The organism is Vibrio sp. 10N.247.310.23 (assembly GCF_041467155.1).
In the GTDB taxonomy this organism is placed as follows: domain Bacteria; phylum Pseudomonadota; class Gammaproteobacteria; order Enterobacterales; family Vibrionaceae; genus Vibrio; species Vibrio crassostreae_C.
Window position 1 is genome coordinate 112,819 of record NZ_JBFSTZ010000001.1, and the last position, 23,145, is coordinate 135,963.

At 44.7% G+C, this 23,145-nt stretch carries 20 protein-coding genes and 1 riboswitch; of the genes, 17 read left to right on the forward strand and 3 right to left on the reverse strand.

From position 1 onward, the window contains the following. Positions 1 to 190: 190 nt before the first annotated feature. The 3 genes from uvrB (at position 191) to luxU (ending at position 4,281) form a co-directional block, all read left to right on the forward strand. A complete protein-coding gene (gene uvrB, locus AB6D93_RS00515) occupies positions 191 to 2,221 on the forward strand; it encodes an excinuclease ABC subunit UvrB (RefSeq protein WP_102332514.1) in 2,031 nt (676 codons plus the stop codon). Between the two features lie 302 nt (positions 2,222 to 2,523). Further along, positions 2,524 to 3,912: a quorum-sensing sigma-54 dependent transcriptional regulator LuxO gene (gene luxO / locus AB6D93_RS00520; RefSeq protein WP_004734031.1), complete on the forward strand. Its 1,389-nt coding sequence runs from the start codon at positions 2,524 to 2,526 to the stop codon at positions 3,910 to 3,912. A 24-nt stretch (positions 3,913 to 3,936) separates the two neighbouring features. Next, positions 3,937 to 4,281 carry a quorum-sensing phosphorelay protein LuxU gene (gene luxU / locus AB6D93_RS00525; protein WP_017062179.1) on the forward strand — a complete coding sequence of 115 codons (345 nt, stop codon included), beginning with the start codon at positions 3,937 to 3,939 and terminating at the stop codon, positions 4,279 to 4,281. A gap of 74 nt (positions 4,282 to 4,355) precedes the next feature. On the opposite strand, the gene AB6D93_RS00530 is transcribed toward luxU, so the two are convergent. Further along, on the reverse strand, positions 4,356 to 5,243 hold the full coding sequence (locus tag AB6D93_RS00530; RefSeq protein WP_017062178.1) for a YvcK family protein: 888 nt from the start codon (positions 5,241 to 5,243) through the stop codon (positions 4,356 to 4,358). A gap of 194 nt (positions 5,244 to 5,437) precedes the next feature. Next, a riboswitch (molybdenum cofactor riboswitch) is annotated at positions 5,438 to 5,590 on the forward strand. Here AB6D93_RS00530 and moaA point away from each other — a divergent pair. The 11 genes from moaA (at position 5,579) to AB6D93_RS00585 (ending at position 15,706) form a co-directional block, all read left to right on the forward strand. After that, positions 5,579 to 6,568, forward strand: a complete 990-nt coding sequence (moaA, locus tag AB6D93_RS00535; protein WP_009848642.1) for a GTP 3',8-cyclase MoaA — start codon at positions 5,579 to 5,581, stop codon at positions 6,566 to 6,568. Its footprint overlaps the riboswitch before it by 12 nt. Positions 6,569 to 6,654: 86 nt before the next feature. After that, positions 6,655 to 7,167, forward strand: coding sequence for a molybdenum cofactor biosynthesis protein B (gene moaB / locus AB6D93_RS00540; RefSeq protein WP_004734027.1), 513 nt, complete (start codon positions 6,655 to 6,657; stop codon positions 7,165 to 7,167). Positions 7,168 to 7,179: 12 nt separating this feature from the next. Then, positions 7,180 to 7,659, forward strand: a complete 480-nt coding sequence (gene moaC, locus AB6D93_RS00545) for a cyclic pyranopterin monophosphate synthase MoaC (RefSeq protein WP_004734026.1) — start codon at positions 7,180 to 7,182, stop codon at positions 7,657 to 7,659. Further along, positions 7,656 to 7,901, forward strand: a complete 246-nt coding sequence (gene moaD / locus AB6D93_RS00550) for a molybdopterin synthase sulfur carrier subunit (RefSeq protein WP_017063465.1) — start codon at positions 7,656 to 7,658, stop codon at positions 7,899 to 7,901. The genes moaC and moaD overlap by 4 nt, the downstream gene beginning before the upstream one ends. 2 nt (positions 7,902 to 7,903) lie before the next feature. After that, on the forward strand, positions 7,904 to 8,359 hold the full coding sequence (gene moaE / locus AB6D93_RS00555; protein ID WP_102332513.1) for a molybdopterin synthase catalytic subunit MoaE: 456 nt from the start codon (positions 7,904 to 7,906) through the stop codon (positions 8,357 to 8,359). Between the two features lie 632 nt (positions 8,360 to 8,991). Then, positions 8,992 to 10,623: an ABC transporter substrate-binding protein gene (locus AB6D93_RS00560; RefSeq protein WP_016767672.1), complete on the forward strand. Its 1,632-nt coding sequence runs from the start codon at positions 8,992 to 8,994 to the stop codon at positions 10,621 to 10,623. Positions 10,624 to 10,726: 103 nt separating this feature from the next. Then, entirely contained in the window at positions 10,727 to 11,647 is a 921-nt protein-coding gene (gene oppB / locus AB6D93_RS00565; RefSeq protein ID WP_017067676.1) for an oligopeptide ABC transporter permease OppB, read from the forward strand. Positions 11,648 to 11,662: 15 nt separating this feature from the next. Beyond that, the gene (oppC, locus tag AB6D93_RS00570) at positions 11,663 to 12,565 is read left to right on the forward strand and encodes an oligopeptide ABC transporter permease OppC (protein ID WP_019823598.1); all 903 of its coding nucleotides are present in this window, start codon (positions 11,663 to 11,665) and stop codon (positions 12,563 to 12,565) included. Positions 12,566 to 12,607: 42 nt separating this feature from the next. After that, complete coding sequence (locus AB6D93_RS00575; protein WP_012603544.1) at positions 12,608 to 13,579, forward strand: ABC transporter ATP-binding protein; 972 nt, start codon at positions 12,608 to 12,610, stop codon at positions 13,577 to 13,579. Continuing rightward, positions 13,576 to 14,562, forward strand: coding sequence for a murein tripeptide/oligopeptide ABC transporter ATP binding protein OppF (gene oppF / locus AB6D93_RS00580; RefSeq protein ID WP_017062172.1), 987 nt, complete (start codon positions 13,576 to 13,578; stop codon positions 14,560 to 14,562). The genes AB6D93_RS00575 and oppF overlap by 4 nt, the downstream gene beginning before the upstream one ends. Positions 14,563 to 14,767: 205 nt before the next feature. Beyond that, a complete protein-coding gene (locus AB6D93_RS00585; RefSeq protein ID WP_102332512.1) occupies positions 14,768 to 15,706 on the forward strand; it encodes a glutathione S-transferase family protein in 939 nt (312 codons plus the stop codon). Between the two features lie 82 nt (positions 15,707 to 15,788). Here AB6D93_RS00585 and pta read toward each other — a convergent pair whose 3' ends face one another. Both pta and AB6D93_RS00595 read right to left on the reverse strand, forming a co-directional pair. Then, positions 15,789 to 17,954, reverse strand: coding sequence for a phosphate acetyltransferase (pta, locus tag AB6D93_RS00590; RefSeq protein ID WP_017062170.1), 2,166 nt, complete (start codon positions 17,952 to 17,954; stop codon positions 15,789 to 15,791). A gap of 147 nt (positions 17,955 to 18,101) precedes the next feature. Then, entirely contained in the window at positions 18,102 to 19,298 is a 1,197-nt protein-coding gene (locus AB6D93_RS00595) for an acetate kinase (protein ID WP_017062169.1), read from the reverse strand. A 341-nt stretch (positions 19,299 to 19,639) separates the two neighbouring features. Between AB6D93_RS00595 and yfbV the strand changes: the two genes are divergently transcribed. From yfbV to AB6D93_RS00610, 3 genes are all read left to right on the forward strand, one after another. After that, the gene (gene yfbV / locus AB6D93_RS00600; protein WP_017062168.1) at positions 19,640 to 20,092 is read left to right on the forward strand and encodes a terminus macrodomain insulation protein YfbV; all 453 of its coding nucleotides are present in this window, start codon (positions 19,640 to 19,642) and stop codon (positions 20,090 to 20,092) included. A 302-nt stretch (positions 20,093 to 20,394) separates the two neighbouring features. Beyond that, complete coding sequence (locus AB6D93_RS00605) at positions 20,395 to 21,360, forward strand: ABC transporter substrate-binding protein (protein WP_017062167.1); 966 nt, start codon at positions 20,395 to 20,397, stop codon at positions 21,358 to 21,360. A 251-nt stretch (positions 21,361 to 21,611) separates the two neighbouring features. Further along, the gene (locus AB6D93_RS00610; RefSeq protein WP_017069188.1) at positions 21,612 to 23,078 is read left to right on the forward strand and encodes a sensor domain-containing diguanylate cyclase; all 1,467 of its coding nucleotides are present in this window, start codon (positions 21,612 to 21,614) and stop codon (positions 23,076 to 23,078) included. The last annotated feature ends 67 nt before the right edge of the window (positions 23,079 to 23,145 follow it).

Consider the following 23,145-nt stretch of genomic DNA (forward strand, 5'->3'; position numbering starts at 1 on the left):
GTAGTGGATGAAAAATTGAGTGATTTAGCTGAAGAGATCTTGCAAGGGCACGGATAATACCAAGTTCTAAAAATAAAAGCTATAACTGATCTCTGATCTTAAGATGCATTTCTCTAGATAATTGTTGCAACGACACTCCTCCTAGAGTGACAATGACCTGATTAAAAAAACAGTATGGAAATGGCGACCTATGAGTAAACTCTTTGACTTGGTATCGGACTACAGCCCGTCCGGTGATCAGCCGACAGCGATAACCAAATTACTAGACGGATTAGATTCTGGTTTGGCACATCAAACTCTACTAGGGGTAACGGGCTCAGGTAAAACCTTTACCCTTGCCAACGTCATTTCCCAATCTCAAAGACCTGCGATTCTGTTAGCGCCTAACAAGACATTGGCGGCTCAACTTTACGGTGAGATGAAATCTTTCTTTCCAAACAATGCCGTTGAGTATTTCGTTTCTTACTACGATTACTACCAACCTGAAGCCTACGTTCCAACCACGGACACGTTCATCGAGAAAGATGCGTCTGTGAACGCTCATATCGAACAAATGAGGCTTTCGGCAACCAAAGCCTTATTAGAACGAAAAGACGCCATCATTGTGGCTTCTGTGTCGGCTATCTACGGTCTGGGTGATCCTAAGTCTTATTTGAAGATGATGCTTCATTTGAGTCGTGGCGAGGTGATGGATCAGCGAGACATCCTGCGTCGATTGGCTGAGCTGCAATATTCAAGAAACGATGTCGCCTTTGAACGTGGTCAGTTCCGTGTTCGTGGTGAGGTGATTGATATCTTTCCGGCTGAATCTGACCAAGATGCGGTTCGAATTGAGATGTTCGATGACGAAGTGGACTGCATTAGTATTTTTGATCCTCTGACTGGTGCGGTGAAACAAAGAGACTTGCCGCGCTTTACGGTTTATCCAAAAACTCACTATGTAACGCCAAGAGAAAAAATCCTTGAGGCGATTGAGAACATCAAGGACGAACTGCGCGATCGTGCTCAATACTTAAAAGACAACAATAAGCTTTTGGAAGAGCAGCGTATCTCTCAAAGAACTCAGTTTGATATTGAGATGATGACTGAGCTTGGCTTCTGTTCCGGTATCGAAAACTATTCACGATACTTGAGCGGCCGTGCGGAAGGGGAAGCGCCGCCAACGTTATTTGACTACCTGCCTGATGATGGTTTGCTGATCATCGATGAGTCACACGTGACTGTGCCGCAAATTGGTGCGATGTATAAAGGTGACCGTTCTCGTAAAGAAACCTTGGTCGAGTTTGGTTTTAGACTGCCTTCTGCATTGGATAACCGTCCAATGAAGTTTGAAGAATTTGAGTCTATAGCCCCACAAACGATTTTTGTGTCGGCAACACCAGGTAATTACGAGATTGAAAAATCAGATGGCGAGATTGCTGATCAAGTGGTACGTCCTACTGGTCTGTTAGACCCAATCATCGAAGTAAGACCTGTCGCGACGCAGGTGGATGACTTGCTGTCTGAAATCAGAATCCGTTCAGTGAAAGAAGAGCGTGTTTTGGTTACCACGTTGACCAAGAGAATGGCAGAAGACTTAACCGAATACCTAAGTGAGCACGGCGTTAAAGTGCGTTACTTGCACTCGGATATCGATACCGTTGAGCGTGTAGAGATCATCCGAGACCTACGTTTGGGCGAGTTCGATGTGTTAGTGGGCATTAACTTACTTCGTGAAGGTTTGGATATGCCTGAAGTGTCGCTGGTGGCGATTCTTGATGCAGATAAAGAGGGCTTCTTGCGTTCTGAGCGTTCTCTGATTCAAACCATTGGTCGTGCTGCGCGTAACTTGGAAGGTAGAGCGATCCTTTATGGTGATTCGATTACTAAGTCGATGAGAAAAGCGATTGATGAAACCGATCGTCGTCGCGAGAAACAGCAAGCCTACAACGAAGAGCAAGGTATCACGCCGCAAGCGTTGAAACGCAATATTAAAGACATTATGGAACTGGGTGATCTAACCAAGTCGAAGCAGCAGCGCCAATCGAAGCAAGTTCCTTTATCTAAGGTGGCTGAGCCTTCTGAAAGTTATGCCGTACTTACGCCGCAACAGCTTGATAAAGAGATCAGTAAGCTAGAAGCTGCGATGTATCAGCATGCTCAGAATCTGGAATTTGAATTGGCAGCACAGAAGCGTGATGAAATTGATCAGCTAAGAAAGCAGTTTATTACCAACAGCTAATCTCACTTTTCATTCGAAGAATTGTTCCCCTCAATACAAGAATTGAGAGTGTTTCAGGCAAAAAAACAGCCAGTAGTAAATGTTCTACTGGCTTACGTTTGTGAACACTCGGTCCACTAACAACGTCAGTTGGCTAGGTGACCCGAAGGTCATTTATACCGTTGCATCGTTCGTGCCAGATAGATAAAACATTGATTGTTTGAAGCAAGTAAAAAAACACACTACAAATACTGTGGCTAATTTGCATAATGCAAAGCGGAATGCGACTATAATAAGAAATGCAAATTATAAATGGCTAGGATATGCAATCAAAAACGCTAGATAACAAATCGAAGTATTTGTTGATGGTAGAGGATACCGCTTCGGTAGCAGCTTTATATCGCTCGTATCTTACACCGCTCGAAATTGATATCAACATTGTCGGCACTGGCCGCGATGCAATCGAGAGTTTGAATCATCGAATCCCAGACCTTATTTTATTAGATCTACGTCTGCCTGATATGACGGGTATGGACGTACTATTTGCTGTAAAACAAAAATACCCTGAAGTTCCAGTTATCTTCATGACGGCTCACGGCTCTATCGATACCGCTGTAGAAGCGATGCGTCATGGCTCTCAAGATTTCCTTATCAAACCGTGTGAAGCCGACCGACTCCGTATTACGGTGAATAATGCGATCCGCAAAGCCACCAAACTTAAAAATAGCTCGGAACACCCGGGAAACCAGAACTACCAAGGTTTTATCGGCAGCAGCCAAACCATGCAGCAGGTTTACCGAACTATCGATTCTGCTGCATCGAGTAAGGCGAGCATTTTCATTACTGGTGAAAGTGGTACCGGTAAAGAGGTATGTGCAGAAGCCATTCATGCGGCGAGTAAGCGTGGCGATAAGCCGTTCATCGCGATTAACTGTGCCGCTATCCCTAAAGACCTGATTGAAAGTGAGCTGTTTGGCCACGTTAAAGGTGCCTTTACCGGTGCTGCGACCGATCGCCAAGGTGCTGCTGAGCTTGCTGATGGTGGAACACTGTTCCTTGATGAACTGTGCGAAATGGACTTAGAGCTGCAAACCAAGCTGCTGCGCTTTATCCAAACCGGTACTTTCCAAAAAGTCGGCTCTTCGAAGATGAAGAGTGTCGACGTTCGTTTTGTGTGTGCGACCAACCGTGACCCTTGGAAAGAAGTACAAGAAGGTCGCTTTAGAGAAGATTTATACTATCGTTTATACGTGATTCCATTGCACTTGCCGCCATTGCGCGAGCGTGGTGAAGATGTCATCGAGATCGCGTATTCGTTGCTAGGCTATATGTCGGTCGAGGAGGGGAAGGCGTTTGTACGTTTTGCTCAGGAAGTACTTGATCGCTTTAATCAATATGAGTGGCCGGGTAACGTTCGTCAGCTACAAAACGTGTTGCGGAACGTGGTGGTTTTGAATAACGGCAAAGAGATTACTCTCAACATGCTTCCACCACCGTTGAACCAACCGATTGAAAACAGTCTGCGATTGAAAGAGAAGCAGAATGAAGACATCACGGTAAAAGATATTTTCCCATTGTGGATCACTGAGAAAACGGCTATCGAGCAGGCCATTAAAGCGTGTGATGGCAACATCCCTCGTGCGGCAGGTTTCTTAGATGTCAGTCCATCGACGATATACCGTAAGTTGCAAACGTGGAATGCGAAGCAGTAATCAACAAACAATAAGAAAATAATAATGACGAAAGTATTAAATCAGCAAAAAGTTGATGAGCTTGCCGGCGAAATAGGCCAAGAGAATGTCCCGGTTTTACTGGAAATCTTTTTAGGTGAGTTGAAAGGCTACTACGAACACCTAGAGATAAATAAAGAGTCGGATACCTCTAAGTACTTGGCTGATATCAGTCATGCGCTTAAGAGCAGCGCAGCAAGCTTTGGTGCGGATTCTTTGTGTAGTTTTGCGATTAGCTTAGACGCAAAAGTGAAGCAAGCGTTGCCTGTAACCGAGATTGATTTTCAAGATATGCAAGACCTCCTGTTATCGACGTACACTGAATATCAGCAGTTGATGACGGACCTTTAAAACAGCGAGTTATTACTGAGATTAAAAAAGGAGCATCATGCTCCTTTTTTGTTGTTTGTCGCTTGAACCTATGGCTACGCCAACTGGGCTTCAATGGCTTGTTGAAGCTTCACACGGTCGTGTCGCCAATCTCGGTTTGCCGATGCAAGATCTGTGGTCACACAATTCCATTGCACTTCTAGTTCCGGGTGAGGTTCATTGCCTAACACGATGTCTATTTTCCTTGCCTTACAGGTACGTTCACACCACTCCAATTGCTCTTGAAGCGTCATTTTCCCTGCGGGACCGTGCTCTGGTGAAAGGTTTTCAACGAAGATAACTTTTGCCTTGGTGTTCTCAGAGATTGCTTTGCCAATCTCTGGAAGGAGAAGAGGGGGCATCACACTGGTTAAAAAGCTTCCAGGGCCAAGGACAATGCAGTCTGCTTGCTCAACGGCAGCAACGGCTTCTTTGGTTGCTGGCACTTCTGGAGACAAGTCCATCATGCGCAGCTTTTCCGTCATGTCATCAACGTTGGTTTCGCCGGTAACCCAGCGGCCGTCCATTGATAGAGCCGTGAGGTCTGAAGGATGCTCAGTCATCGGCACGATATTGACATCGACCTTGAGCATATTTCGAATCAGGTTAATTGCTTCCAATGGGCGAACGGAAAGGTTGTCTAACGCCGTCAGCATTAGGTTACCCAAGTTATGACCGTCTAGCTCACCTTGACCACGAAAGCGGTATTCGAACATCATCGAACTGATTGAAGGCTCTGTGATTAATTGGTTGATACAGTTGCGTGTATCTCCCCATGCGATGCCACCTTGGCAATCTCTAATACGTCCGGTGGAACCGCCGTTATCTGTCGTTGCAACAATGCCAGTTGCGTTGTTACCAAAGTCTTTTAATGCAGCTAACATGCGACCTAAGCCATGGCCACCGCCGATTGCTACGACTTTCTTTGAAGAGTAAATATTCATTTATTGTTCTTGTTAGGTTATTACCAACTATAATTTAGGTTAAATGCTTCTCGCTATATACTCAACAAGAGTTATTTTGAGCGTTTGATACGTTTTTTTTGCCGATGTGACCCGCTTTTTACCATCAGAGCTAGATTCACGTACAAATATTAAGTATTTTATTACTCAGCTACTGCGCGTGTGAATATAACGCTCAGTTGCCATAACTCCGAGCTCTCGCATGCTAAGTCGCACAGTGGTATTTGCTGTACCGATACGCATCAAGAGCCAGTGACATGTTGTCACAAGGGCTTAATTGGAAATGATTATGCCTCCCGTGTTTGGAAAGGTGTTCCGTGGCGCAACAATTCGAAGATAGATTCCATCGCAAGTTTTATTACTTGCGCTTGTCGGTTACAGACGTCTGTAACTTTAAATGTACTTACTGCTTGCCAGATGGTTACAAACCGTCAGGGCAAAAAAACTCGTCTTTTTTAAGTGTTCCCGAGATCAAACGCGTTGTTAAAGCGTTTGCAGATTGTGGTACCTCAAAGATCCGCATTACAGGCGGAGAGCCGAGTCTGCGTAAAGACTTTCCTGAAATCATACATACCGTTGCTTCTACTCCAGGCATCGAAAAAGTAGCCACCACAACGAATGGCTACCGCATGGAGAAACAAGTAGGGCAATGGCGTGATGCTGGTTTAACCCATATAAACGTGAGCGTGGATAGTTTAGATTCGCGCATGTTCCATCAGATCACTGGTGAGAATAAGTTTACTGAGGTTATGCGAGGCATTGATAAAGCGTTTGAGGTTGGCTTTGAACAAGTCAAAGTCAACGTCGTATTAATGAAAGACCTCAATAGTCAGGAATTACCAGCCTTCCTTAATTGGATCAAAGACAAACCTATTCAATTACGTTTTATCGAGCTGATGAAAACCGGCGAGATGGACGAGTTGTTCGATAAACATCATGTGTCTGGCGTTGCGATTCGCAACCAGCTTATTGCTAATGGTTGGCTGTTAAAAGTCAAAGCCGTTAACGATGGCCCGGCGCAAGTGTTTGTCCACCCAGACTACAAGGGTGAAATCGGTTTGATCATGCCTTACGAGAAAGACTTTTGTGAGAGTTGTAACCGACTGCGCGTTTCTGCGACCGGTAAACTTCACTTATGTCTGTTTGGCGACCATGGTGTTGAACTGAGAGATCTGATTCAAGAAGATCAACAAGAGCAAGAACTCATTGATCGAATTCAGGCTCAGCTTCAAACCAAGTCCGTTAGCCACTTCTTACACGATGGCAACAGCGGCATGACTCCAAACTTGGCGTCAATCGGCGGTTAACCCGCTACACACTCTAAAGCATTTTATCGCTCAGCTTCTTCAGGCTGGGCGAATCAGTCTAATGAAAAATTTATATAGGTGAACAAATGGGTCACGCAGAAAGCAAATTCCAAGCAGCAAACATCGCAGTACTAACGGTTTCAGATACTCGTACAGAAGAAAACGACACTTCAGGCGGTTACCTAGCAGAGCATGCTAAAGAAGCGGGTCACAACGTGGTTGATAAGCAAATCGTTATTGATGACATGTACAAGATCCGTGCGATCGTATCTAAATGGATCGCTGATGAAAGCGTACAAGCTATCATGATCACGGGTGGTACTGGTTTCACTTCTCGTGATAGCACGCCAGAAGCACTTAAGCCACTGTTCGACAAAGAAGTAGAAGGCTTTGGTGAGCTATTCCGTCAAGTGTCTTACGAAGAGATCGGTACATCGACAATTCAATCTCGTGCGATTGCGGGCTTTGCTAACCACACGGTTATCTTTGCGATGCCAGGTTCTACAGGCGCTTGCCGCACCGGTTGGACTAAGATCATCAAGCAACAGATGGATGCTAGCCACCGTCCTTGTAACTTCATGCCACACCTTTCTGTATAAGGCGGTTTGAGTATGAGCCAATTTACACACATTAACGCGTCTGGCGAAGCAAACATGGTCGATGTATCGGCTAAAGCGGAAACAGTACGTGAAGCGAGAGCGGAAGCCTTCGTTCAAATGTCGGCAGAAACGCTAGAGCTGATTGTCTCTGGTAGCCACCATAAAGGTGATGTTTTCGCAACGGCACGTATTGCGGGTATTCAAGCGGCGAAGAAGACGTGGGATCTGATTCCCCTGTGTCACCCTCTGCTATTAACTAAAGTAGAAGTGCAGCTTGAAGCTATCGAGTCTGAAAACAAGGTTCGCATCGAATCTGTTTGTAAGCTTGCGGGTAAGACGGGCGTAGAGATGGAAGCGCTAACGGCTGCTTCTGTGGCTGCGTTAACGATTTACGATATGTGTAAAGCTGTTCAGAAAGACATTGTTATCGAAAACGTGCGCCTGCTAGAGAAGACTGGTGGTAAATCTGGTCACTTTAAGGTGGAGTCATGATTACAGTACTTTTCTTTGCTCAAACTCGTGAACTTGTTGGTGTGGACAGCGTTGAAGTTGATGCACAATTTAAGACGATTGAAGCGATTCGTAGTCATCTTGTGACACAAGAAGGCAAATGGGATATCGCATTGGAAGAGGGGAAGCTTCTGGCTGCACTTAACCAATCAATCGTACCTCTGACAGCTGAAGTGAAAGACGGCGACGAAGTGGCTTTCTTCCCACCAGTGACTGGAGGCTAAGCATGGATCCAAGAGTATTAGTGACAGCTGAGGACTTCTCGGTAGGCGACGAATACGACTACTTGGCTCAAGGTACAGCTGCCGGAGCGATTGTGACGTTCGTTGGTAAAGTTCGCGACATGAACCTTGGCGACAATGTGATTGGTTTGTCTCTGGAGCACTATCCGGGTATGACAGAAAAATCACTGAGCGAGATCTGTGATCAAGCTGAGGCACGCTGGCCAATCCAAAAGATGCGAGTGATTCACCGCGTGGGTGACCTAGATATCGGTGACCAGATTGTTTACGTTGGTGTCTCCAGTGCGCATCGTGGCGCTGCCTTCGAAGCGTGTGAGTTTGTTATGGACTTTCTGAAAACCAAAGCGCCGTTTTGGAAGAAGGAACGCACCACTGAAGCAACTCGTTGGGTTGACTCTCGAGACTCAGACGCGAAAGCTGCAGAGCGTTGGGAAAAATAATCACCCAAGGTTACTCACCTTCAGAACGAATATTAAAAGCCGACTATTAAAGTCGGTTTTTTTGTGCGTGCTACAAAGTCATTTATAAATAAATGGTGTATTAATAAATGGTTAGTCATTCAAGTTGCATATAAATTCGGAGCGTGATTTTGTCTGTCTTGGTGCATTGCTAAATCTGTTTTGGTGCAGTGCATTATGCTGTTTTGTATAAAGTGATAATCCTCACAAATAGTGGAGTCTATTTAGGGGATATGTGATGTGCAATTAGATTTCATGTGGCATTAATGTTAATTTGCGCTCAGTGTTCTAGCATAAGATGCTAAAAAAAAGTATCAATACAGATACATCAACACTAAAGGCTGTTTTTTAATTAATCCCTATGTGTAACTCACTATTCATTAGGTTTTTATTAGAGATTTACACTGTTACCTTGAGTAATTCGGAGAATTATCCGATTTTTTGCGACTTGTTTATGGCAAATTACTTCAATGGTTGATAGTGTGTGCCTCAATCTTTGTAAGGTTTTAGATTTTTATGCTTAAAATTTGAGCTAAATAAATCTAAATCACTGCCGTTCAGTGAACCAAGCAAAGAAGTCATGGATGCAATACGGAAAACTTGGAGTTTATTAAATGTACAAGAATAAAATCACTCAGGCCCTTCTTCTAGGTGCTGGTTTGGCAGTGGCTGCCACTTCTACTCTTTCTATCGCTGCTGAAGTTCCAGCAGGCACTGAACTAGCAAAAGTTCAGGAACTGGTTCGCGGTAACGGTACTGAAGTAGCAACACTCGACCCTCACAAATCTCAAGGTGTACCAGAATCTCACGTAATTCGTGACCTTCTAGAAGGTTTAGTGAACCAAGATGGCGACGGCAATACTATCCCAGGAGTAGCTGAAAGCTGGGAAACGACAGACAACAAAACATTTACTTTCCACCTGCGTAAAGACGCTAAATGGTCTAATGGCGATCCTGTAACGGCGAATGACTTCGTTTACAGCTTCCAACGTGCCGTTGATCCTTTAACTGCTTCTCCATACGCTTGGTATATGGAATATACCAAGATGGCGAATGCGAAAGATATCGTCGCGGGTAAGAAAGACAAGAGTGAACTAGGCGTTAAAGCTTTAGATGACTACACGTTAGAAGTGACATTAGATACAGCTGTCCCATATTTCGTAATGATGATGGGTCACACAACAGTGAAGCCAGTACATAAAGCAACTGTTGAAAAATTCGGTGACCAGTGGACTAAGCCTGAAAACTTTGTTGGTAATGGTGCATTTGTTCCAAATCAATGGGTAGTTAACGAGCGTCTTGAACTAGTACGTAACGAAAATTACTGGGATAACGAACATACAGTTCTTAACAAAGTAACATTCCTACCAATTGAGAACCAAGTTGCGGAAATGAACCGCTTCCTTTCTGGCGAACTAGACTTCACATACGAAGTGCCTAACGAGCACTTCCGTCGCTTACAGAAAGAGTACCCAGAAGATGTAAACATTAAGGGTAACCTGTGTACTTATTACTACCAATTTAATGCACAGAAAGCACCTTTCGACGATGTACGTGTTCGTAAAGCAATGTCTTATGCGATGGACCGTGACATCGTGACGAAAGCGATTCTTGGTCAAGGCCAAAAACCAGCTTACTTCTTGACTCCTGAAATTACTGCTGGTTTTGACCCGGTAACTCCAGAGTATGGTCAACTTTCTCAAAAAGAGCGTATTGCTGAAGCGAAGCGTCTTCTTGAAGAAGCGGGCTACACGAAGAGCAACCCACTTGAATTCAACCTGCTTTACAACACGTCTGAAAATCACAAGAAGCTTGCTGTAGCAATCGCATCAATGTGGAAGAAAGAGCTTGGTATTAACGCGAAACTCGAAAACCAAGAGTGGAAATCATACCTAGACAGTAAAGATACTGGTAACTTTGACGTTGCTCGTGCAGGTTGGTGTGGTGACTACAATGAAGCATCTTCATTCCTAACATTGATGGTTAGCCAAAATACAACTGCTGGTCAGCACTATAAGAGCGCAGACTATGACAAGATTATCGATAAAGCACTAAGCTCTACTTCAGAAGAAGAGCGTACTAAGCTATATATCGAAGCAGAAAAATTGCTAGCTAAAGACATGCCAATTGCTCCAGTCTACCAGTACGTTACAACACGTCTTGTATCACCTCAGCTAGGTGGTTACCCAGAAGGTAACGCCGAAGATAAGATCTATTCAAAAGATCTTTATATCAAAGCAAAATAACCTCCTATAAAAATAAAATATAACTAACTTAGACCTGTGTGCGAGAAATCGCACGCAGTGTCTATTTAATTTTTAATTGTCACAGACTGAAAAGAGTGAGTTTATGCTTAAATTCATTATGAAAAGGATATTCGAAGCGATTCCAACCATGTTGGTGTTGATCACTATATCTTTCTTTCTCATGCGTTTTGCACCGGGTAACCCGTTTTCGAGCGAACGCCCATTACCGCCAGAAGTTATGGCTAACATCGAAGCTAAATACGGCTTAGATAAACCTGTATTTGAACAGTACACCACGTACTTGACTAACATCGTTCAAGGTGACTTTGGTCCATCATTCAAATATCAAGATTACACCGTAAATGAGCTGATCGCAGTCGCACTTCCAGTATCTGCGAAGGTAGGTTTTATTGCCTTTATCTTTACCCTGATTATGGGAGTATCGGTCGGGACGATTGCCGCCTTGAAGCACAACACCTGGATTGACTACACCATAATGTCGACCGCTATGCTCGGGGTAGTAATGCCATCCTTCGTGTTGGCTCCAGCGCTTATTTACCTGTTCTCTCTGCACTGGAACATATTCCCAGCAGGTGGTTGGCACGGCGGTACTTATATGTACATCGTCCTGCCAGTTATCGCGATGTCTCTTCTTTACGTAGCCACATTTGCTCGTATTACTCGCGGTAGCATGATTGAAACGCTAAACAGTAACTTTATCCGAACTGCTCGTGCAAAAGGCCTAAGTTACCGTTACATCGTTCTAAAACATGCACTGAAGCCAGCACTGCTGCCTGTCGTTTCTTATATGGGACCTGCGTTTGTAGGTATCATTACAGGTTCTGTTGTTGTTGAAACCATCTTCGGCCTACCAGGTATCGGCAAGCTGTTTGTTAACGCCGCGTTTAACCGTGACTACTCGCTAGTAATGGGTGTAACCATCTTGATTGGTTTCCTATTCATCTTGTTCAACGCAATCGTTGATATTTTGCTAGCGCTAATTGACCCGAAAATTCGCTACTAACAGGGACGCATGGTTATGTTGAAGAAAAAAGAAAATTTAGAAGCGATCGAAAAGTTCTCTGAGAGTTTAGAGATTGAAGGTCGCAGTTTGTGGCAGGATGCCCGCATTCGTTTTATGCGAAACAAAGCGGCAATGGTAAGCCTGTTTATTCTTACGCTTATGGTACTGGCGGTTATCTTCTTACCGATGCTTGCTCAGTACACTTATGATGATACTGACTGGTACGCAATGCATGCAGCGCCAAGCGCGGACCACTGGTTTGGTACTGATAGCTTAGGCCGTGATTTGTACGTTCGTACTCTTATCGGTGGTCGTATCTCATTGATGGTTGGTGTGATGGGCGCATTCGTAGCGGTACTGATTGGTACGCTTTACGGTGCAGCTTCAGGTTTCATCGGCGGTCGTACTGACCGAGTGATGATGCGTATCCTAGAGATCTTGTACGCGGTACCATTTATGTTCCTAGTAATCGTCCTGGTAACGTTCTTTGGTCGTAACATCATCCTAATCTTCGTTGCTATTGGTGCGATTGCTTGGCTAGATATGGCGCGTATTGTACGTGGTCAAACGCTGAGCTTGCGTAGTAAAGAGTTCATTGAAGCCGCACACGTATGTGGTGTAAGCAAATGGAAGATCATTACACGTCACATCGTACCGAACGTACTGGGTATCGTAGCGGTTTATTCTACGCTGCTTATTCCAAGCATGATCCTTACAGAATCATTCTTATCTTTCCTTGGTCTTGGTGTTCAAGAGCCTATGACAAGCTGGGGCGCATTGCTTCAAGAAGGTTCGCAAACAATGGAAGTTGCAATCTGGCAATTGACATTCCCTGCGGCATTCATGGTAGTTACGCTGTTCTGCTTTAACTACGTAGGTGATGGTCTGCGCGACGCGCTTGATCCAAAAGACAGATAACGAAATAGCAATTAAAAGCTATAAAAGATTAAGGAAGCAATAATGAGCTTATTAGATGTCAAAGATCTGCGCGTCGAATTTACCACGCAAGATGGTATCGTAACCGCAGTAAACGACTTGAACTTCTCACTTAACCAAGGCGAAACGCTGGGTATTGTTGGTGAGTCGGGTTCAGGTAAATCACAAACGGTATTTGCACTGATGGGGCTGCTGGCTAAAAACGGCATCATCTCAGGCAGTGCAAAGTTTGAAGGCAATGAAATCCTCAACCTGCCTGAAAAAGCGCTGAACAAGGTTCGTGCTGAACAGATCGCAATGATCTTCCAAGATCCAATGACGTCACTGAACCCTTACATGAAAGTAAGTGATCAGTTGATGGAAGTACTTATGCTGCACAAAGGCATGGGTAAAGCAGAGGCGTTTGAAGAATCAGTACGCATGCTTGAAGCGGTTAAAATCCCTGAAGCACGTAAGCGTATCACCATGTACCCACACGAATTTTCTGGCGGTATGCGTCAGCGTGTGATGATCGCAATGGCACTGCTGTGTCGTCCTAAATTACTTATCGCTGATGAACCAACAACGGCACTGGATGTAACCATTCAAGCGCAAATCATGGAATTGCTGAACGAACTTAAAGATGAGTTCAATACGGCAATCATCATGATCACCCATGACTTGGGTGTTGTTGCTGGCTCATGTGACAAAGTACTTGTGATGTACGCGGGTCGTACAATGGAGTACGGCACGGTTGATGAAATCTTCTACGAGCCAAGCCACCCATACGCGGAAGGCCTGCTTAAAGCGATTCCTCGTTTGGATACCGAAGGTGAAATTCTACCGACGATTCCAGGTAACCCACCTAACTTACTTCGCCTACCAACAGGTTGTCCTTACCAAGACCGTTGTCACCGTGTAATGGACCGTTGTAAGCAAGAAGCACCGATTTTGCAGCCATTTGCTAAAGACCGTCAGCGTGCTTGTTTTTCAGACTGGGAGACTTGGACAAAATGAGTAAAGAATTACTATTAGATATTAAAGACCTGAAAGTTCACTTTAGCATTGCAGCTAAGTCTGCTTGGCCTTGGGCAAAACCATCAAACCTTAAAGCGGTTGATGGGGTTGATGTTCACCTTTACGAAGGCGAAACACTAGGCGTAGTGGGTGAGTCTGGTTGTGGTAAATCAACTTTTGCCCGTGCGATTATCGGCTTGGTTGAAGCGACTGAAGGTCAAGTGATGTGGTTAGGTCAAGACCTAACTAAGATGCAGGAAGTGAAGCGTCGTGAGACTCGTAAAGAGATTCAGATGATCTTCCAAGACCCGCTAGCATCGCTTAACCCACGTATGTCAGTAGGCGATATTATTGCTGAGCCTCTAGAGACTTTCTTCCCTGAACTTTCTAAACAAGAAGTGAAGGACAGAGTTAAAGAGATGATGGCAAAGGTTGGTCTACTACCCAACGTAATCAACCGTTACCCTCATGAATTCTCTGGTGGTCAGTGTCAGCGTATTGGTATTGCACGTGCGCTTATCTTGAAACCTAAGATGATCATCTGTGATGAACCTGTTTCTGCACTGGATGTATCTATCCAAGCTCAAGTTGTTAACCTTTTGAAAGAACTGCAAAAAGAGCTAGGTCTTTCGCTGGTATTTATCGCGCACGATTTGTCAGTGGTTAAGCACATCTCAGACCGTGTATTGGTAATGTACCTAGGTAATGCGGTTGAGCTGGGTGAGTCAGATGCACTATTCTCTGATCCAAAGCACCCGTACACCAAGGCGTTGATGTCTGCAGTTCCAATTCCAGACCCACGCTTAGAGCGCAGCAAAACCATTCAGATGTTGGAAGGTGACCTACCATCGCCAATCAACCCACCATCAGGATGTGTTTTCCGTACTCGTTGTCCACAAGCGACAGAAGCGTGTGCGCAAACTAAGCCAACGATTCAAGGCGATGATGTGCACGCAGTATCTTGCTTGCACGTACAAGTCTAGGGCCAATTTAAAACGGTTCAGCCTGTGACAGGCTTAAGCGCGACTAGTTTTTAGAGTCGCGCTTTTTTTGTACTGCAGACCTAGTTCCTATATTTTGCTCAACAGCTTCATCAAATAATTCGAACAACTAAGCCAACTTCTTCTAGTTTTGAAAAAGTTGGCTTTTTTTATACTAGAGAAAAGTTAGCATCACAGAGGTTTGGATATGGGGAAGTTAGTTGAAGGTGTTTGGCACGATGTGTGGTACGACACCAAAGAAAGCGGTGGTAAGTTTGTTCGTGAAGATGCGGGCTTTCGTCACTGGATAGAGAACAAACCGGGCGCGCAGTTTGAGCCGGAAAGCGGCCGTTATCACTTATACGTATCGTTAGCTTGCCCTTGGGCGCACCGAACCCTTATCTTCCGCGAGCTGAAAGACCTAACCGATCACATTGACGTGACGGTTGTTTGCCCAGACATGATGAGTGAAGGTTGGCAAATGGGGTTACCTGAACCTCTATTTGGCCATACCCGCATGCACCAAATCTACACCCAAGGCAAACCGGACTATTCAGGTCGAGTCACGGTTCCTGTTTTATGGGATAAGAAAACCAACACCATTGTGAGTAACGAGTCGTCTGAAATCATTCGCATGTTTAACTCAGAGTTTAACGAGCTAACGGGTAACACCGATGATTACTACCCGTGGGAGTTGTCCAAGAAGATTGAAGAGTGGAATGATTATATCTACCCAAACATCAACAACGGCGTATACCGAACCGGCTTTGCGACAACACAAGAAGCCTACGAAGAAGCGTATGACGCCTTGTTTGAAGCCTTAGACAAAGTAGATGCGCACCTTAGCGAACATCGCTATTTGGCGGGGAACGAGATTACAGAAGCGGATTGGCGCTTGTTTACCACTCTGGTTCGATTTGATGCGGTTTATGTGGGTCACTTCAAGTGTAACAAGCAACGAATTGCGGATTACAAACATATCCAAGGTTATCTAAAAGAGCTCTATCAAATAGAGGGTATTAAAGAGACTACGGATTTCTACCACATCAAGCGCCACTACTATTACAGCCACACTGGTATCAACCCGACTCAAGTGGTGCCTAAAGGGCCTGATCTGGATTTAGATTCGCCTCACGGACGTGGTTAGAATCATTAATTAATCCGCTTTTCTTCAGGCGTAAAAAAACCCTAGATAAACATCTAGGGTTTTTGCTTTCTGAAAAAGAAAATTAGTTAACTACTTTTTCTTCAGCTTGTGCAGCTTGGTCTGCTTGGATAGCCGTTAGAGCTACTGTGTAAACGATGTCGTCTACTAGAGCGCCACGAGACAAGTCATTTACTGGCTTGCGCATACCTTGAAGCATTGGACCGATAGATACTAGATCTGCTGAACGTTGTACCGCTTTGTAAGTCGTGTTACCAGTGTTTAGGTCTGGGAATACGAATACAGTCGCTTTACCAGCTACTGGAGAGTTCGGTGCTTTAGAAGCAGCAACGTTTTCCATGATAGCAGCATCGTACTGTAGAGGACCGTCGATCACTAGATCTGGACGTTTCTCTTGAGCAAGCTTCGTCGCTTCACGTACTTTATCTACGTCTGCACCCTTACCAGATTCACCAGTAGAGTAAGAGATCATAGCAACGCGTGGGTCGATACCGAATGCCGCAGCAGAATCTGCAGATTGGATAGCGATTTCAGCAAGCTGTTCAGCTGTTGGATCTGGGTTGATCGCACAGTCACCGTATACAAGAACTTGATCAGGCAGAAGCATGAAGAAGATCGAAGATACGATAGAAGCATCAGGAGCAGTCTTGATGATCTGGAACGGAGGAACGATAGTGTTCGCCGTTGTGTGAACAGCACCAGAAACTAGGCCGTCAACTTCGCCAGCTTCAAGCATCATAGTACCTAGGAATACTGAATCTTCTAGCTTCTCACGAGCAACAACTTCAGTCATACCTTTAGCGCCACGAAGTTCTACTAGACGAGCTACGTAGTTTTCGCGAACTGATGCAGAATCGATGATCTCAACGCCAGCGCCAAGCTCAACACCTTGCTGTGCTGCAACGCGACGGATTTCTTCAGGGTTACCTAGAAGTACACACGTTGCGATACCGCGCTCAGCACAGATAGCCGCAGCTTTAACTGTACGTGGCTCATCACCTTCAGGAAGAACGATGCGCTTAGCCGCTTTACGAGCAAATTCAGTTAGCTGGTAACGGAATGCTGGTGGGCTTAGACGACGGATGCCTTGAGTACCTTCAGATAGAGAATCAATCCAAGGGCCATCAATGTGGCTTGCAACGTGATCGTTAACGAACTCGATACGCTCTTTATCGTCTGCAGGAACTTCTAGGTTGAAGCTCTGTAGGTTTAGAGATGTCTGCCAAGTGTTACCTTGAGCCTTGAAGATCGGTAGACCTGAAGCGAATGCTGGTGCACAAAGGTTAGCAATGCTTTCTGGAATGTCGTAACCGCCAGTAAGCAGGATTGCGCCAATCTCAACACCGTTTTTCGCAGCAAGAGCCGCAGCAACGATAACGTCAGGACGGTCTGCAGAAGTTACTAGCAGTGAGCCTGGTTTGAAGTGCTCAATCATGTGCGGTAGAGAACGTGCACAGAAAGTGATGCTCTTAATACGACGAGTTGAGATTTCACCTTCGTTAACGATTTCAGCGTTAAGGTGCTTAGCCATATCAACCGCACGAGTTGCGATTAGATCGATGCTCCATGGCACGCAGCCAAGAACACGGATAGGGCTAGAGTTGAAGATTTGCATTACTTCAAGGTTCGCTTGCTGAGCGCTGTCTGCATCATCAAAGATTTCAGATAGGTCAGGGCGAGTACGGCCAGCTTCATCAACAGGAGCGTTAAGCTTGTTGATGATTACGCCTTTGATGTTTTTGTTCTTAGTACCGCCGAAGTTAGAACATGCTACTTCGATACGCTCTTTAAGCTGCGTAGGGTTGTCAGTACCAGGAGTCGCAACGAATACGATCTCCGCGCCAAGTGTTTTTGCGATTTCCGCGTTCACTTGGTTAGCAAATGGGTGCTTACGAGTAGGTACTAGACCTTCGATTAGCGTTACTTCTGCGTCTTTGTTGATCTTGTTGTATTGCTCAACAACTGACTCAAGAAGCTCGTCCATTTTTTCACTACCGATCAAAGCTTCAGCTTTAGTCATTGCGATTGGCTCACCAATCTTAATGTCGCTGTTTGCGCTGATGATAGTAGACGTTAGATCTGGTTGGTTACCACCGCTACGAGGCTGAGCGATTGGCTTGTAGAAAGAAACACTTACGCCTTTACGCTCCATAGCGCGAAGAACACCCATGCTAACACTAGTAAGACCAACACCAGCGCTTGTAGGGATAAGCATAATAGTACGGGACATTGACGAACACCTTTAACTATTGGAAATAAAAAAAGCTCAACTGCTATTCCCACCGATATTAAAATTGGGGTAGGAATAGAAGTTGAGCCCCATTTTCTTGATATGAAAAACTGACTAGCTTCGAGTGAAGCTAGTCAGGAAAATCAATTAAAGACCTGCTAGTTTCGCAGTGTCTTCAGCAATTACTAGCTCTTCGTTAGTAGAGATAACCATTGCAGGGATACGGCTGTTAGCTGTAGTGATAGTACCTTCGCCGCCGAAACGAGCTTTAAGGTTAGCTTCACCGTCAACTTCGATGCCGAAGATGCCTAGGCGGTTAAGAACCATTTCACGGATTGGGCCAGAGTTCTCGCCGATACCGCCAGTGAAAGTGATTGCGTCTAGACGACCTTCTAGAGTTGCAGTGTAACCAGCAACGTACTTAGCTAGACGGTGACAGAACACGTCCATTGCACGAGTTGCTTCTTCTTTCTCACCGTAGTTGTCTTCAACGAAACGACAGTCAGAAGTCACTTCAGTTAGACCAGCAAGACCAGACTCTTTAGTTAGCATGTTGTTGATTTCTTCAACAGAGTAGCCAAGTGCGTCGTGTAGGTGGAAGATGATTGCAGGGTCTAGGTCACCACAACGAGTACCCATTACAAGACCTTCAAGAGGAGTAAGACCCATAGAAGTGTCTACAGATTTACCGTTCTTGATTGCACATACAGAAGCGCCGTTACCTAGGTGACAGTTGATGATGTTAACTTCTTCAACTGGCTTGTTTAGTAGGCCTGCAACTTCACGAGTGATGAATAGGTGAGAAGTACCGTGCATGCCGTAACGACGGATGCCGTGCTCTTTGTACAGGTTGTACGGTAGAGCGTATAGGTAAGACTCAGAAGGCATTGTTTGGTGGAACGCAGTGTCAAAAACAGCAACGTTTTGTAGACCAGGGAAGTTCTGTTGAGCCGCTTCGATACCGATAAGGTGAGCAGGGTTGTGAAGAGGTGCGAAAGTCGCAGCGTCTTGAATACCCTTAAGAACTTCATCAGTGATAAGTGCAGAAGAAGTGAACTGCTCGCCACCGTGTACGATACGGTGACCGATAGCGCCAAGGTTAGCTTTAAGCTCAGGCTTAGAAGCAAGAATAGTTTCTACCATGAAAGATAGTGCTTCTACGTGAGCTGCGCCCGCGCCTAGTTGTGCTTCATGCTTGCCATCAAGTTTCCACTTCATACGAGCTTCTGGAAGACCTAGACACTCAGCAAGACCAGTTAGGTGCTCTGCACCTGTTTCTGCATCAACAACAGCGAATTTAAGAGAAGAACTACCACAGTTTAAAACTAAAACTAGCTTAGACATTAATGACTACCTGTTTATTTTTCTGATCGAAATCAGTTAAGGATGAAAATTAATCTCAAGAATAGTCGAAGCACATAGGCTTGCGTACTAACCTTGGTCAAAAAAACGTTAATTTCCGTATAAAGTGAAAGCGCCCTTTATCAAAAAGAGGCTTGTGCATTCCTTGCAGAAGTCTTCTCAAAGTTGCTTAAATTGTAAATAAGGGCAACAATGAGATTGAGGTCTGCAAATAATAGCGATATTGTGCAAATATAACAAAAAAATTTGAAAGAATATTATTTTTCGTCAAATTTTTGTGTTTTTAGTTGATGATTTCAACTTTTTTTTAATGGGAGACTCATATGAGCAATAGAGTTGGTTTAGCTAGTAGTTTAAAAGATGGCCAAAAGTACATGGATCTCTGGCCCGTCCGAAAAGAGTTAAACGCGATCTTCCCAGAACAACGCATTATTAAAGCGACCCGTTTTGGCGTGAAAGTGATGCCTGCGATTGCCGCTATCAGTGTTCTTACACAAATGGTCTTTAATAATTACCAAGCGATGCCACAGGCTGTGGTTATGGCTTTGTTTGCGATCAGCTTGCCGCTACAAGGTATGTGGTGGTTGGGCAATCGCTCAAATACACAACTTCCGCCGGCGCTAGTATCGTGGTACCGCGAACTGCATGAAAAGATCACTGAAACGGGTTTTGCGTTAGAGCCTATGAAGCCGCGCCCTCGCTATAAAGAATTGGCAATCATTTTAAATCGTGCCTTTCGTCAGTTAGATAAATCCTCAATGGAGCGTTGGTTCTAAAGAATCCCAGCTCTCCCTCTTGTCTGAGAACAACTATTCATCTTCTATAGCTTGTTCTCAGATTTGCTCCTCTTTTTGTTACCTCGCTTACTTTCCGTTTAGCTTACCTGTCCTTATTCACTTGGTTTCTTACCTTCCTCCGAAGTCAATATAACCTTTCTCACATAATTCGAGGCTTGTTGTATTTTTGTTAAATATCACTTCAAGTTATCAATGGTTACTGGTAATAATGTCAATAGTGATTTTGATGTTGTTCTCTTTGAGCGAGTAATGACGGGTAGAGCTTGATTCAGGGAGCGATAATGAGTTCTGTAAGAAAGGTATTGGCAGCGGTTTTAAGTTGCTTGATGTTGCTATGGACTGGCAATGCAATGGCAAACGTTGCCAAAGTGTCGGTTTCACAAGTTGTTGACCATCCAGATCTGAATGCGACACGTTTAGGGCTTCTTGAAGGATTGAGAGCCAATGGTTATGAACCCGGTAAGAACTTAGAATTCTCCTATGAAATGGCGAATGGTAACCCGGCTCAGGCAGCCAAGATTGCCAGAGAGCTCGTCAGTGAAAATCCACATGTACTTGTTGGTATCGCGACACCGACTTCACAAGCCTTAGTGTCGGCGACTCGCTCGATTCCTATCGTGTTTACCGCGGTTACGGATCCTATCGGCGCTAGGCTCGTTAAACAATTAGAAAAGCCGGGGCGTAATGTCACGGGGCTTTCTGACTTATCTCCGATCACTCAGCATGTGTCATTAATCAAAGAACTGCTCCCTGAAGCTAATTCAATCGGTGTAGTTTACAACCCAGCAGAAGCAAATGCCGTTGCGTTAGTTGGGTTATTGAGAAAGGCAACTCGAGATTTCGGTTATACACTTCACACCGAAAAAGCGCTGACTGTTGACGATGTCGAAGCAAAAGCAGAATCCATTGCTAAGAAGTCCGATGTTATCTATGCCTTGACCGATAATACGGTTGCAAGCGGCATGGAGGGTCTTATCAAAGCGGCTAACCATGCAGATACGCCAGTCGTCGCAGGCGCCACATCTTATGTCGGAAAGGGAGCGATTGCTGGTTTAGGTCTAGATTATTATGATGTTGGGGTTCAGACCGCGGATTATGTCGCAGCCATTCTGGAAGGACAGAAGCCCGGGAAGTTGAGTGTCAAAACTGCGCAGAGCTCTCAGCTGGTGGTCAACCTAGATGCTGCTCGTGAGCTTGGCGTGACAGTGCCTCAATCTGTGATTGAGCGTGCGGTCATTAGCCGGTGAATTGAGTTTGGTGTTAGGTGAGCTAATAGGCCATAAGTCATATTATTAACAGCATTGAAATGGGCTCAGATAACAAACTCACCTGCTCTATATGTTGGCGCTTCTCTATTTTATTCATTTGTAAGCGGTTATTTGACCGTTAGGTGTGTCGTTAATATCAATTTACATTATTTTACGTCGAGCGAATTGCCGATTAATGTAATAATATTAATGGGGAAAATGAAAATAGCTGAACGCTAAGAGCACATTATATGAAAGTAAATAGGCACTTTAGCCTAACCTTTGTTTTCGGGTTTCCCGCTGTGATCGCCGCGATGTTACTTGGCCTAATAGGAAAGAATCATTTTGACGCGGTAGAAAAAGATATCAGTAGTGAGTTTCATCGTATTGAAGATGTGTTCAAAAGAACCACAAAAGTGGCGACAGCCCTAGACTACAGCTTCTCCAACTATTATAAATCAGGAAACCCTCTCTTTCTTGATCACAACAAACATGTTGTGGATGGTCTTTGCCAAATCTGGCCTATTGATGTATTGCTACTTGCCGACGGTAAAACCTCAGACATTCCCTCTGTCGATATCGACTATATGCTAATTGGTCAAGAGTCTCTTTGTTCTGAAAGCAGTGATAGTTATAAGAGCGCGTCAGAAAAAATAGCGTTAGCTCCTATTCTTTCATTTTTATCCCAGCTTGATGAATACCATGCCGGCGTGCACTTTATTGATACGAGCGGCTATGTGATCTCTTCACCTGAAGGTTTTGCCAAAGGGCTGAGCAAAGAGTTACTCTCGACCATAAAGAGTCGTCCTTATTGGCAGAAAACAGCCAACAACCCTGACCAACTTACCCTTTCAGGCCCTGGTTATCGTTTTGATTCCCTTGACCGTATAATCAGTATGACGATCCCTGTATTCCATAAAGGCGTTCACCAAGGGATGCTGTCGGTGGATATTAATGCTGACAAGCTGCTCGCAAACTCGAATGAGCATCTTGCAGGTCGGATCGATATCATTGATACCACTTTAGCGACTCCGGTAGATTCTGCGGCTTTTTATCACGAGATCAAACTGGATGGTGTCTCGTCTCACCATGCGATGTATTACAAATTAGACATCGCGAAAGAGGTTGAGCACTTTTTCGTCTACGAGAAAGACAGCCTTATTGTTGCCATCATTGTGTATCTGTTCTCAGTAACCATCTTCTTCTACGTCAATTCCAATATTGAACGTGGTTACTTCAAAGATCTCGCAGCCAAAGACCCTATGACAGGGTTATTGAATCGTCGTGGCTTAGAAGCGTTCTGGCGCAGTGTAGAGCACGATCAACTGTTTGCATTAACCGTCTTCGATATTGATGATTTTAAGTCAATTAACGACACCTACGGCCACGATAAGGGGGATGATGTGATTCGTTATATGTCGCGTCAGATCAGCAACAGTATTCGAAGCAGTGACGTTGCAGCACGGTTTGGCGGTGAAGAGTTTGTCGTTTATATGAAAGGCGAAGATCGTGAAACTTTGATGAGAACATTAGAGCGAGTGAAGAATGCGATTTGTTCCACTTCAGCCGACATTATTCCAAATGGATTTACGGTGTCTGGCGGTGTCTGCATTGTTGAAACTGAGCAAAGTAAACTTAACTTCGATGAGATATTTAAGTACGCCGATGAAAAGCTGTACGTGGCTAAGACGACGGGCAAAGACCGTCTTAAATTTTAACCACGTTATTGAATCGATGCTTTGTATGAAAATGAAAGAGGGAAGAGCGAACGTGTCTACCAAGCAA